The organism is Roseibium aquae, from assembly GCF_008711285.1.
In the GTDB taxonomy this organism is placed as follows: domain Bacteria; phylum Pseudomonadota; class Alphaproteobacteria; order Rhizobiales; family Stappiaceae; genus Roseibium; species Roseibium aquae.
Genome location: NZ_VXDC01000002.1, coordinates 45188 through 57762, shown reverse-complemented (window position 1 = coordinate 57762; position 12575 = coordinate 45188). Strand labels below are relative to the sequence as shown.

Below are 12575 nucleotides of genomic sequence, written 5' to 3'. Positions count from 1 at the left end.
GGAACCAAATCGCGCCATACAAGCTTGAACGGCGGTGTTCCGGCCACCATGTCCTGATTGTTGATGGTTTGACTTGGATAGGACGATGACGACAGCAACGACATCTATGATTAGACCGGCATGGACCCCGGCCACCATCGCTTTGATGGTCCTTGGGTTCGTGGTGTTCTGGCCGCTGGGCCTTGCTATGCTGGCTTACATCTTGTGGGGCGACCGCTTCCATGAAATGGCCCGCGACGCCAAGGATCAGTGGAGGACGAGCCCAATGAAGGATGCCGTGGACCGGATGGGTCAGACCGGGTTCCAGAGCCGGACCGGTAATGTGGCCTTTGACGAATACCGTGAGCGCGAACTAAAGCGTCTTGAGGAAGAACGCGCGAAGCTCGACGCGATGCGGTCCGAATTCGACGAGTTTCTAAGAGATCTGCGCCGGGCGCGGGACCAGGAAGAGTTCGATCGGTTCATGTCAGATCGTGGACGTGGACCTTCGCCGGACATGCGTTGATCCGGTGAGCGTTGACTTGACCGAAGGCGGCGCTCATGCGCCGCCTTCGTCCTTTTCGGACTAAAAACGTGAGGCATCTGACCGGCAATTCCGGCACACTGGACTTGGTGATTCGCAATTTTTCAAGGATCCATGAGCCGGTTCTTTACCCGTCCCTTGCCCGAGCATCTTGACATTGACGCTGGAGACGGTCCGCCTATGCGGGTTCGTTTGCGCCGCGATTCAAGAGCTCGCCGTTATCTTCTCCGTGTTCCGCCCGACCACTCTGGACCGGTTTTGACGGTTCCGGAAAATGGCTCACGAACAAGGGCCGAAAAGTTTCTCCTGCAACATCTTGGTTGGCTGCGGGATCGTCTGGTCGACCGGCCGGCGCCCGTTCCCCTGGTCGCGGGCAATCTGGTTCCTGTGCGCGGCAAGCCTCATTTGATCGTGCCGACTGGTGGGCTGCGCGGGATCGTGTCTGCGAACCATTCGGACGATGCCGGGCCACAGTTGCTGGTGCCCGGTGAAACCGCGCACATCCCCCGGAAAGTCCTCGCCTACCTGAAGAAGGAGGCAAGGTCCGATTTGACGCGGATCGCCGATCAGCATGCCCGGACCATAGGCAAGACGATAACCGGTCTGAGCGTGCGGGACACGAGAAGCCGGTGGGGGTCCTGTACCTCGACCGGCCGTTTATCCTTTTCCTGGCGTTTGATCCTCGCCCCGCCCGAAATCCTCGACTATGTCGCGGCCCATGAGGTGGCCCATCTCGTGGAAATGAATCATTCGGCCCGCTTCTGGCGGTTGTGCGAGCAATTGGCGCCGCAAACGCCGCATGCGCGCAGATGGCTGAAGACCTATGGATCTCATCTCCACGCGCATGGGTAACAGATCCGGGACGCTCTCAGCCTCCGAAAAGGGTTCTGAACAGATCCAGCGGCCCGCGGCCCGCGGTGGCTTCGGGCATCACAAGAGTGCCGTCTTCGCCATTGGTTCTGGAAGGTCCTGAATCCGCTGGTCTTGCGACCATGACGGGAGCGGCCGGAATGCCGGGCAGCTCGGCAACCGGGAAGCCCTGATGCGCCCGGTCCATGGTTTCGCGCCAGATCTCGGCGGGCAGATTTCCGCCGGTGGCCTTTTTGGTTGGGGAGTTGTCGTCGTTTCCGATCCAGACCGCAGTTGTCAGATTCCCAGTATAGCCGATGAACCAGGCATCGCGGAAATTCTGGGTCGTTCCGGTCTTGCCCCCGGCGGGACGCCCGCTTTCCAGCTGTGCCGCCCGCCCGGTTCCGGTCAGCAATGTCTCGCGCATCATCATGTTCATTTCGCCAACGGTTTGCCGGGAGATCACGCGCCCGCGCCCTTCGCCGCTGCGCGCGTAAAGCACCTCGCCATCGACTGTGCGGATCTGGCGGATCACATGGGGCAGGACCCCATACCCGCCATTCGAAAACGGCACATAGGCACTGGCGATTTCGAGTGGCGTAACCTCCGACGTGCCAAGCGAGATCGACAGGTTGTTGCTGAGATCGGAGGTGATGCCCATTTTTTTCGAGGTGTTGACGACCACTTTCACACCGACCTCATGCGCAAGCTGTGCCGCCACCGTGTTGAGCGACATGCTGAGGGCGCGTGTAAGGGACACCGGTCCGTAGTGTTCCTTTGTATAGTTTCTTGGGGCCCAGCCTCCGAAGGAAACGGGCTGATCCTGCCGGATCGTGGACGCGGTAAGCCCGCTCTCCAGAGCCGCCAGATAGACAAAGGGTTTGAAGGCGGAGCCGGGTTGCCGTTTCGCATAGGCCGCACGGTTGAACTGGCTTTTGGCATAGTTCGCGCCACCGACCATGGCCCGGATGGCGCCTGCCGTGTCGAGCGTAACGATCGCGCCCTGTGTGACGCGGTATTCGGCACCGTTTGCCGCAAGGGCGTCGCGCAGGGCCTTCTCCGCGTCCTCCTGTGTTTTCAGGTCAATCGTGGTGTCGACGATGATGTCGCTGTCGAGCGCGCCGATAAAGTGCGGCAGAACATCCATTACGTAGTCGGCCGCATAGTTCTTGGATGCCGTCGTGTACCGCGTGACCACGGCCGCCGGGTTGGCGATGGCCATCTTGGCTTCATTGGAGGTGATATAGCCCTCTTCATGCATAGCCATCAGAACGACTTGGGCCCTTTGTTCCGCCAGATCCGGGTTGCGGGTCGGGGAGAAGCGGGATGGGGCCTTCAAGAGCCCGGCGAGCGTCGCCGATTCGGCAACGGTCAACAGTCGCGCGGATTTGCCGAAATAGCGCCGGGCCGCGGCATCGACACCATACGCACCGGCGCCGAGATAGACCCGGTTCAGGTACATTTCCAGGATTTCGTCCTTGGAGAATTCCGCCTCCAGCCAGAACGCCAGAACCAGTTCCTGCACCTTGCGTTTCATTGTCCGGTCGGGTTGCAGGAAGAGGTTCTTGGCCAGCTGTTGGGTCAGCGTCGAGCCGCCCTGCGCCACCCGGCCCTCCATCAGATTGACGAAGGCGGCCCGGGCCAATCCGATCGGATCGACACCGATATGGGAGCGGAAACGCCTGTCCTCGATCGCGATCACGGCATTGGGCAGATAGGGTGGCAACTGCTCCAGCCGGACGGCCTCTCCGCCTGTATCGCCCCTGTTTGCGATCAGTTCACCCGTCACCGAAACAATCTTGACATTCGGCGGCCGGGCTGGAACCGCCCATTCTGAGGTGGGAGGCAGATGCGCGGCGTAATAGCCAATCACACCAATGACCGCGATACCGGCCCAGATGCCAAGCACGGCGCCCCAATAGACAGTGCGCTTCAAAAGGGTGCTGATCCAGCCGCCGGAGCCCCCGGCCCTGCGCCGCCTTTTCGTGGTCTTGCGGCGATCGGAGCCCGACCGGCCCTTGGACGGCTTTGTTCCGGTCCGGGAAGGCTTTTTCTCGGACGGTCCGCTCTGCTTCTTGGATTGCTTGCCTGCTGGCAAGCCGACAGCCGCGCGATCCCGCGCGGTTGGCCGGACATTCAGGTCTCCGGCACGAGATGATTTCAAAGTCGGCTCGATACGCTGGCCGCGCTTGGACTTGCCTGCCATGGGCGTACTGATCTACCCCTGTCCCAACAGAACCGGTGTCTTGCTGTTTTCCCCGGCATGACCGTACATTGCGGCGATTTAAGGGGCCGTTAAGGCTGGCGGGCATTGTCCGTGCGGCGAAAAGGAGAAGAATTTGGCAAAAGGTTACTGGGTGGCTCGGGTGGATGTATCCGATCCCGGGGGATATAAGGCTTATGTCGAGGCCAATGCCGTTGCCTTCAAAAAATATGGCGCACGGTTTCTGGTTCGAGGTGGGCAATTCACCTTGAAGGAAGGAACGAGCCGCTCCCGCAATGTGGTGATCGAGTTCGACAGCTACGAAAAGGCGTTGGCCTGCTACGAATCGCCGGAGTACCAGGCTGCCATGTCCCATCGGCTTCCGGTCTCACAAGGTGACCTGATCATCATCGAAGGTTATGAGGGGGTTCAACCGGGCGACTGATCGCGGTGCGCGACCAGCCCGGCCGAGCCGGATGCAAGCCTGTGATGCCAAACCGACTGCGCGGCGAGCGCCCTTCCAGAACCGCCGCCCGCTGATCTAGCTGGAATAGCGGCTCGCATCTGCGCCGTAGTAATTGACGTAGCGGGTGTTCAGTTCCGACACCGGCATGATGATCAGCACATCCGTCGTGTTGAACTGATGATCGACCACCGCCCCGTCGCCGATCGACGCGCCAAGCCGCAGATATCCCTTGATCAACGGCGGCAGCGCTTTCAGTGCGGCCTTGCTGTCCAAATTCTCTTTGGGAATGCGGTTCATTTCCACGTAGCGGTCGGGAAGCGCTGAGGCGCGCCACTCCTCCGGTGCGCGGGCGTTGTGGTGGAGGAACGACAGGGTGCTGGCCATGCGATCCGGGTCGGTGCCTTCGATCGAGGCGCAGCCGAGCATCACATCGATTTTGTGCAGGAGGACATAGGACCAGATCCCATGCCAGAGCAGCTCGACCGTTTTTTTGGTTCTGTATGGCTTGAGGACGCAAGACCGCCCAAGCTCCAGGAACCTCTTGTCGGGATTGGCATCGATCAGCGGTTGGATGTCATATTCCGCCGCCGTGTAGAATCCGCCGTGGCGGTCGGCCACGTCTTGCCGGAGAAGCCGATAGGTGCCCACGATCTCGGGCTTGAGACGGCCAAGCTTGTTGCGTTTGAGCGATGAGTGGTCGATGACCAGCATGTGATCGCAAAAAACGTCAAAAGGGTCCGCGTCCCGGCGGGATGCGAGGGTCTGAGCATCTGCGATGGCCGACATTTCCTCGTAGAAAACCTCGTACCGCAGACGTTGCGCCTTCCTGACCTCGGTGAAATTCCGGGCAAGGCGAACTTCCAAGGGACCGATCCGGCCAAGGCTCAGTCTCGGTCTGTTGAATACCGAGTAGAGGGGCGTGGGCCAATCCGTGCCGGCTGCGGGCGGTTTGGGGCGCGCTACCGGTGAAAATTTCTTTGCAAGGTTCCTTGGCGAAAACATGCCCGACCGCAGCATGGACGTCCGGCTCCCATTTGTTTGTCTTTGAGGTCACTGCCGAACGGACCGAATGCGTCGGGATCTACCCGCGCGCCGAAACATAGCCGCGACAATACCTGCTTATCTGCCGTAGAACATAAGTTTCCGACAAATCCATGACAATGAGGTGAGTCATGGGCCGTATGCAATTCATTCTTGCGTCAAACCCGGTCCTTCAGGTCGGTCCGTCGGTGGCCGGTCACTTGTTGCTGACGTCGGCCAAGGCGCGCCGGATGGCCTGTTCGGTCAAAGGTTTCGTGACGTAGCCGGACGCGCCGGCCTTTTCCGCATTGGTTCTTGCCTCTTCCATTACGTCGGCGGTCACCACGAGGATCGGCACGGGGCTGCGGTCCTGGTCCCGTTCTTGTTCCCGGATACGGGCGATCGCGCCCAAACCGTCAAGACCTGGCATGTGCAAGTCCATCAGGATCGCATCAAAATCGTCATCCATGGCCGCGGCCACGGCAGCTTCGCCATCGGCCACCACGGTTGGTTCATGGCCGAGTTTGCGCAGCAGCGCCTCGCTGAGAAGGCGGTTTATGTCATTGTCTTCGGCAACCAGAAGCCGGAGAGGCCGCACTGGAGACCGCGCCTTGTTGAAGGGCGCCGCTACGGTTTGATGGTCCGAACCGGCGTCCCAAAGCGGGGACGGCATATCCTTGTTCAAAAGGCCCGTGACAACCTGAATGAGCGTGTCCGTTCGCACTGGGCGGATCAGATAGGCGTCATATCCTGCGTCCTTCAATCGGGGCAGCCGGTCGCGCTCGGCCGGCGCGATCAAGACTGCCGCCGGCGCTTTGGACCCGGCGAGGCGGGAGGCCACCAGCCAGGCGCCGGCGTCATCAAGCGCCGAATTGTCAACCAGCAGAAGGTCGGCCCCGTGAAGTCCCTCTTCCAGGGCGTCCGAGCCCGGCGCATGGACGTCCACCAGCGCATTTTGCATCTCGAGCCTGTCCTTCAACAGAGGCACTTCAACGCGGCCCGAGCCAATGATCAGAATGCGTGCACCCCGCAAATCGCCGCCGTCTTTTGTTCCGGCCACGCTCAGTGTCTCGGGAACCGGGAGCCGGACGACGAATTGCGCGCCGCCTTCCAGCGCCGGTCTGGCTTCAATGGTGCCGTTCATCAGGTGCGTGAGCTTTTGTGCGATCGCCAGGCCCAGTCCCGTTCCGCCGAATTTCCGCGCTGGGCCGTGATCGATTTGCTCGAATTCCTCGAACAGCCGCTCGGCATCGGCGGCATCGAACCCGATCCCCGTGTCCTGAACCCGGAATTCGACAATGCTGCCGCCGGTTTTGGACGGCTTCCCGTCGATTAGGATTGCCACCCCTCCCTCATCGGTGAACTTCACCCCATTGCCGGCCAGATTGAAGAGGATCTGGCGGACACGTGTCGCATCGAGGGTGACTTTTTCCGGCAGGTTTGGATCGAGGCGGACACCGATTTCAAGGTTCTTGGCGTGGGCCTTGGGCGCCAGCAGTTCGACCACGCTGTCCGTCAAGGCAGACAGCCTGGTGGGTGTGGCGACAATGTCCAGCTTTCCGGCCTCAACCTTCGAAAAGTCTAGAACCTCGTCGATCAAAAACAGAAGCGTTTCGCCTGAGGTTTCCAAGGCCTGGATATAGGCTGACTGTTCCTTGGTCAGGCGCGTATCGCGCAGAAGAGCGGCCATGCCCAAAATTCCGTTGAGCGGCGTGCGGATCTCATGGCTGACGGTGGCCAGAAAACGGGATTTTGCTTCGTTGGAGGTTTCGGCCGTGTGGCGCGCGGCAAGCAGTTCTTCTTCGATCAGGCGCCGTTCGGTGACATCGCGCAACACGGTTTGCACCAGCGGTTGATCGGTGATCCGGTCGCGAACAGGAATATCGAGACGCGAAAACCAGCGCGGACCGTCAACGGTCTTCAGATAAAGATCGCCAAAGCCCATGGCGGGCTCCCGGAAGTCCTTTCCGGCGAAACCTCCGCCCCGGGTTCCGGCCTCGGGCAGGCTGAATTCATCGCCCGGTTGCGGCGCCCAATCGGTGCCAAACGTGTCGGCGGCGGTGATATTGACATAGACCACGCGGCCATCGGTGTCTCTGCGGATAATCACATCGCCAAGCGTTGCCAGGATATCGCTTTGCCGTTCATCCGATTCCCGAAGCTCCCAGGACCGGTCCTCCAGTTCCTCACAGCGGGCCAACAGTCGGCGGATCTTGTCATCCTTGGTCGACAGGGCCTGCGTCGCACGGACCTGATCGTCCGCCATCATCCACCACACAGCCAGACCACCGGCAAAAAACCCCAGGGAAACAGAGAGGAAACGGATGGTGCTGGTGTCCGATCCGACCAGCCACAAGGCAAACACACAGCCAAACAACATCCCGGCCAAGGCCAGATGCTGAAGCGCCTTCACGGACGCGGGAACCGGCTTGTCCGTGTCCCGTCTTCCCGGCAGGGCAACGCCATCGCTGTCCGCCGATGTGTCTGCCAAAGGCGCCAGTCTTTCCTGCCGGGCATCGTCGGACCGGCGGAACCGATCCCCTTCAAAGCCCATATCCGGCTGATTGGTGACAACCGAAGCTGCTGATTCGTTCACGTTGGTATTGGCCAAAACCTGTGCTCTCTCGCCAGCTAATTTTCACCCTACACTTCCATGGAAACTTTGAAAAAACGTTGCATTGGCAATACTATCAATGATTTCGTGGGGTTTTGTTCCAGCAGTACAGGCCGTCTTCCGATCCAGAACACGGTTGAAACAGTTGGAAGTCTTCAGCCGGATTGAACCCCCGAGCAGTCCGTTCCTATCCGTTCAGGCAGCGGCCTGGAACAAATCCTGGCCGCGAAAACTCAGGGCTTCGGCCAGATGAACCCTGGTCAGACTGTCGTGGCCATCCAGATCTGCGAGGGTGCGCGCGAGCTTAAGGATCCTGTGATAGCCGCGGGCGCTGAGGTTCAAGGTCTCCGCGGCGTCCTGGATGAAGTTTCGGGACTTCACGTCCAGCTGCGCTATTTGGTCGATGACCGAGGCTGGCGCGCTTGCATTCGTTCGCGCGGATAGACCGAGGGTCCGGAACCGGTCGGTCTGTATCGCCCGGGCGGCCGCAACCCGCGCGGCCACGGCCTGCGATGTCTCACCACTGGATGGGGCGATCAGATCCCGGGCCGAGACGGCCGGCACCTCTATCCTGAGGTCTATTCTGTCGAGCAGGGGTCCGGAAATCCGGGCCTGGTATTCACTGGCACAGCGTCTGCCGCGCTTGCACTGGTGTCCTGGCTCTCCGGCATAGCCACACCGGCACGGGTTCATGGCCGAGACGAATTGGATTCGCGCGGGGTACGCCACACGGTGATTGGCGCGTGCGATCACGGCTTCGCCTGTTTCCAGCGGTTGGCGGAGGCTGTCGAGCACCTGCGGATTGAACTCCGGCAATTCATCCAGGAACAACACCCCATTGTGAGCGAGCGATACCTCGCCAGGCCGGGCGCGCAAGCCGCCCCCGATCAAGGCAGCCATGGACGCGGAATGGTGGGGCGCCCGAAAGGGGCGCCTGTCGGTGAGGCGTCCGTCGGCGAGTTCGCCGGCCAGCGAGGCGATCATGGAGACTTCAAGGAGCTCTTTTGGAAGCAGCGGCGGCAAAATGGAGGGCAGCCGGCTGGCGAGCATGCTTTTCCCGGCACCGGGCGGCCCGATCATGAGCAGATTGTGCCCCCCGGCGGCTGCGATCTCCAGGGCCCGTTTCGCGCTTTCCTGACCCCGGATATCGGCAAGATCCGGCAGGGTGCCGGGCGGGGCCTGCAGTTTGGCTGCCGGGCGTGAGAGAACCTGTGTTCCTTGAAAATGATTGGCGAGCTGGATCAGCGAGCGGGGGGCAAGGATATCCATCTCGCTGTCGGCCCAGGCCGCTTCACCGCCTGAAGCTGCCGGACAGATCAGACCCTTGCCCAGCGCGTTCGCCCCAACGGCAGCCGGCAGAACGCCGCTCACCTGGGTGACGGTTCCGTCCAGGCCGAGCTCCCCGAGCACCGCGTAGTTCGACAGAAGGTCGGAAGGTATCGCGCCGATCGTTGCCATGATCCCCAGCGCAATCGGCAGGTCGTAGTGGGAGCCTTCCTTGGGAAGATCGGCCGGAGCCAGATTGACGGTGACCCGCTTGGCGGGAAGCGCGAGCCCGGATGCATGAAGTGCGGCGCGCACCCGCTCCCGGCTTTCGGCCACCGCCTTGTCAGGCAGGCCGACAATCGTAAACGCCACCATCCCGGGGCCGATTTGAACCTGAACATCAACCGGTACGGCCTCAATGCCTTGAAAGGCCAGAGTCGTCACCCGGCTGACCATTGCACGCACCTTCAATCATTAAGTGTATTTGAACTTCATCACACTTTTTATCCTTGGGCAAGGAAACTCGAGGCTTGAGGCGAGCCAATGCAAATGGATCCCATGGGCAAATGGATCCCATGGTCAGGCCATGGGATAACGTGGGCCGGACCGAAAGCCCGTGTGCCACGCATCGGCCCTAATGCGCATCGGCCCTAATGCGCCTCGTCCCAATTATCTGCCGCGCGGGCGTCGACCTGGAGAGGGACGGAGAGTTTCAGGGCTGGGTCGCAGGCGGTTTCCATGACTTGCCTGATCAAGGGGATCGTGTCCTCGACCTGGGCCTCCGGCACCTCGAAGATCAATTCGTCATGCACCTGAAGAAGCATTTGCGCGTCGAGCCTTAAGGCCGTCAGCCTGTCCTCCATGCGCACCATGGCCCGGCGCAGGATATCGGAGGCCGAGCCCTGGATCGGCGCGTTGATCGCCGCGCGCTCATAGAAAGAGCGCATGTTCGGGTTCTTGGTGTTCACATCCGGATAATGCGCCTTGCGGCCGAAGATCGTGGTGACATAGCCGTTGGCATGCACCTGTTTCTTGGTCGCTTCCATATAGTCCCTGATGCCCGGAAAGCGCTCGAAATAGGTCTTGATATAATCGCCGGCTTCCCCGCGCGAAATGCCAAGCTGGTTGGCAAGGCCAAAGGCGGAAATGCCGTAGATGATGCCGAAATTGATCGCCTTCGCCTGACGGCGGACCATCGGGTCCATGCCCTCGATCGGAGTACCGAACATTTCCGACGCCGTCATGGCGTGGATGTCGAGCCCGTCCTCGAAGGCCTTTTTCAGCTGCGGAATGTCGGCCATATGGGCCAGCACGCGCAGCTCGATCTGGCTGTAGTCGGCCGAGATCAGCTTGTGGCCGGGGGCGGCCACGAAGGCCTTTCGGATCTTGCGCCCGGCCGCCGTGCGCACCGGAATGTTCTGCAGGTTCGGCTCGGACGAAGACAGCCGCCCTGTCGTCGTTGCCGCCAGAGAATAAGACGTGTGCACCCGCTTCGTTTCCGGATTGATAAAGCCGGGAAGCGCATCGCTGTAGGTCGACTTCAGCTTGGAGAGCTGGCGCCACTCCACGATTTTGGACGGCAGCGCGTGGCCTTCGGCGGCCAGGTCTTCCAGCACGGAGGCCGAGGTGGACCAGGCGCCGGTCTTGGTCTTCTTGCCGCCGGGCAGGCCCATCTTGCCGAACAAAATGTCGCCAAGCTGCTTGGGTGAGCCGATGTTGAAATTCTCGCCGGCCAGCTCGTGGATTTCCGCTTCCAGCCCGGCCATGCCTTGTGCGAAGTCGCCAGAGAGCCGGGAGAGCATTTGCCGGTCGACGGAAATGCCGCGCTGTTCCATGCGCGCCAGCACCGGCACCATTGGCCGTTCCAGGGTTTCATAAACGGTGGCCATGCGGTCGGAGGCAAGCCGGGGTTTGAGCACCTGCCACAGGCGCAGCGTAACGTCGGCGTCCTCTGCGGCGTAAGCCGTGGCCTTGTCGATCGCTACCTTGTCGAAGGTGATCATGGATTTGCCGGAGCCGCAGATGTCCTTGAAGGGGATCGGCTTGTGGCCGAGCCACCGCTCGGACAATTCGTCCATCCCGTTGCCGCCCTTGCCCGCATCAACGGTGTAGGAGAGCAGCATCGTGTCGTCGAAGGGCGTGATATCGACGCCGTAGCGGGTCATGACGAGCCAGTCATACTTGAGGTTCTGCGCGATCTTCAGAACCGCCGGATCCTCCAGCATGGGCTTTAGGATCTCGATTGCGTTCTTGAGCGAAATCTGGCCCTCGACCAGTGCCCCGCCGCCCAGAAGGTCGCCTTCGCCGTCCACATGAGCCAGCGGCACATAACAGGCCTTGCCGGGCGCGGTGGCCAGCGACAGGCCCACAAGCTCGGCCTGCATGGCGTCCAGCGAGGTGGTTTCGGTGTCAAAGGCCACAAAGCCGGTTTCATAAGCGTCCGCGACCCACTCTTTCAGCCGGTCGGCGGACATCACGGTTTCATAGGCGCTGGTGTCGATGGTCGAGTTGCGGGCGGATTCGGCCCGGGCATCGGCCAGCGACTGGGGCGTCATCATGCCGTCAGGGGCCGGAGTGTCCGCCCCCGGCGTCATCGCGGCCTCCGAACCGCCTGTCCCGCCGCCAGCGCGCTCAGCCAGTCTGCCCTTGTGGTCGGGCACGTCCCAGCCGGGTATGTCGAATTCGTCCGCCTCGATGTTCACCAGATCCGCGCCGGTGGTCTCCGCCACGCGTTTGGTCAAGGTGGTGAAGCTCATCGCTTTAAGGAAGCCGACCGCCTTCGGCCCATCGATCTCGCTCACCAACAGGTTTCCAACCGGCACCTCGACCGGCACATCGTCCTTCAGAGTCACTAGCTGCTTGGAAATGCGCGCTTGTTCGGCGAATTCGATCAGGTTTTCCCGGCGTTTCTTCTGCTTGATCGTCTCCGCCTTCTCCAGAAGCGTTTCCAGATCGCCAAATTCCTCGATCAGCTGCGCGGCTGTCTTGATGCCGATGCCCGGCACGCCCGGCACATTGTCGACACTGTCCCCGGCGAGCGCCTGTACCTCGATCACCTTGTCCGGCCCGACGCCGAATTTCTCAAAGACTTCGGCCTCGCCGAAGGTCTTGTTCTTCATCGTGTCGATCATGCCGACTTTCGGGCCGATCAACTGCATCAGATCCTTGTCGCCGGACACGATGGTCACGCGCGCGCCCTGCGCCGCCGCCTGGCGCGCATAGGTCGCGATGAGGTCATCTGCCTCAAAGCCTTCCTGCTCGATGCAATGGACGGAAAAGGCCCGTGTGGCCTGCCGGATCAGGCCGAATTGCGGCACCAGATCCTCCGGCGGATCGGGGCGCTGGGCCTTGTAGTCCGGGTAGATTTCGTTCCGGAACGTTTGCGCCGAATGGTCGAAAATCACGGCGAAATGCGTCGGCTCATCCCCCGGCTCCGGGGAAAGCCCCTCCTGCAATAGCTTCCACAGCATGTTGCAAAAGCCCGACACGGCGCCGACCGGCAGCCCGTCCGACTTGCGCGTCAGCGGCGGCAGCGCGTGATAGGCGCGGAAGATGAATGTGGAGCCGTCAACCAGGATCAGATGGTCGTCAGCGGTGAGAGCGGAGGAATCTTGTATCGACATGGCGCGGATAT

General features: G+C 61.3%; 8 protein-coding genes. 3 read left to right on the top strand and 5 right to left on the bottom strand.

Annotated elements, in window-relative coordinates; all coding sequences use genetic code 11:
- Positions 1-85: 85 nt before the first annotated feature.
- Together F0184_RS03905 and F0184_RS03900 are read left to right on the top strand one after the other, a co-directional pair.
- On the top strand, positions 86-505 hold the full coding sequence (locus F0184_RS03905) for a DUF2852 domain-containing protein (protein WP_208998315.1): 420 nt from the start codon (positions 86-88) through the stop codon (positions 503-505).
- Positions 506-637: 132 nt separating this feature from the next.
- Positions 638-1375: a M48 family metallopeptidase gene (locus F0184_RS03900; protein ID WP_150494768.1), complete on the top strand. Its 738-nt coding sequence runs from the start codon at positions 638-640 to the stop codon at positions 1373-1375.
- A 16-nt stretch (positions 1376-1391) separates the two neighbouring features.
- Here F0184_RS03900 and F0184_RS03895 read toward each other — a convergent pair whose 3' ends face one another.
- Positions 1392-3578 carry a transglycosylase domain-containing protein gene (locus F0184_RS03895; protein ID WP_150494766.1) on the bottom strand — a complete coding sequence of 729 codons (2187 nt, stop codon included), beginning with the start codon at positions 3576-3578 and terminating at the stop codon, positions 1392-1394.
- 133 nt (positions 3579-3711) lie between these two features.
- Here F0184_RS03895 and F0184_RS03890 point away from each other — a divergent pair, with 133 nt between their 5' ends.
- On the top strand, positions 3712-4020 hold the full coding sequence (locus F0184_RS03890; protein WP_150494764.1) for a DUF1330 domain-containing protein: 309 nt from the start codon (positions 3712-3714) through the stop codon (positions 4018-4020).
- A 96-nt stretch (positions 4021-4116) separates the two neighbouring features.
- Here the strand turns inward: F0184_RS03890 and olsB are convergent, their stop codons facing one another.
- The 4 genes from olsB to polA form a co-directional block, all read right to left on the bottom strand.
- Positions 4117-5043 carry a l-ornithine N(alpha)-acyltransferase gene (gene olsB, locus F0184_RS03885; RefSeq protein WP_244298975.1) on the bottom strand — a complete coding sequence of 309 codons (927 nt, stop codon included), beginning with the start codon at positions 5041-5043 and terminating at the stop codon, positions 4117-4119.
- Positions 5044-5278: 235 nt separating this feature from the next.
- Positions 5279-7657, bottom strand: a complete 2379-nt coding sequence (locus F0184_RS03880; RefSeq protein ID WP_208998313.1) for a hybrid sensor histidine kinase/response regulator — start codon at positions 7655-7657, stop codon at positions 5279-5281.
- 213 nt (positions 7658-7870) lie between these two features.
- Complete coding sequence (locus F0184_RS03875; RefSeq protein ID WP_150494760.1) at positions 7871-9397, bottom strand: YifB family Mg chelatase-like AAA ATPase; 1527 nt, start codon at positions 9395-9397, stop codon at positions 7871-7873.
- 194 nt (positions 9398-9591) lie between these two features.
- Complete coding sequence (polA, locus tag F0184_RS03870) at positions 9592-12564, bottom strand: DNA polymerase I (protein ID WP_150494758.1); 2973 nt, start codon at positions 12562-12564, stop codon at positions 9592-9594.
- Positions 12565-12575 lie beyond the last annotated feature (11 nt).

What these genes read in the sequence shown, in the direction of transcription:
- F0184_RS03905 (WP_208998315.1), top strand. Translation starts at nt 86, where the DNA reads ATGACGACAGCAACGACATCTATGATTAGACCGGCATGGACCCCGGCC.
- F0184_RS03900 (WP_150494768.1), top strand. Translation starts at nt 638, where the DNA reads ATGAGCCGGTTCTTTACCCGTCCCTTGCCCGAGCATCTTGACATTGAC.
- F0184_RS03895 (WP_150494766.1), bottom strand. Translation starts at nt 3,578, where the DNA reads ATGGCAGGCAAGTCCAAGCGCGGCCAGCGTATCGAGCCGACTTTGAAA.
- olsB (WP_244298975.1), bottom strand. Translation starts at nt 5,043, where the DNA reads ATGTTTTCGCCAAGGAACCTTGCAAAGAAATTTTCACCGGTAGCGCGC.
- F0184_RS03875 (WP_150494760.1), bottom strand. Translation starts at nt 9,397, where the DNA reads ATGGTCAGCCGGGTGACGACTCTGGCCTTTCAAGGCATTGAGGCCGTA.
- polA (WP_150494758.1), bottom strand. Translation starts at nt 12,564, where the DNA reads ATGTCGATACAAGATTCCTCCGCTCTCACCGCTGACGACCATCTGATC.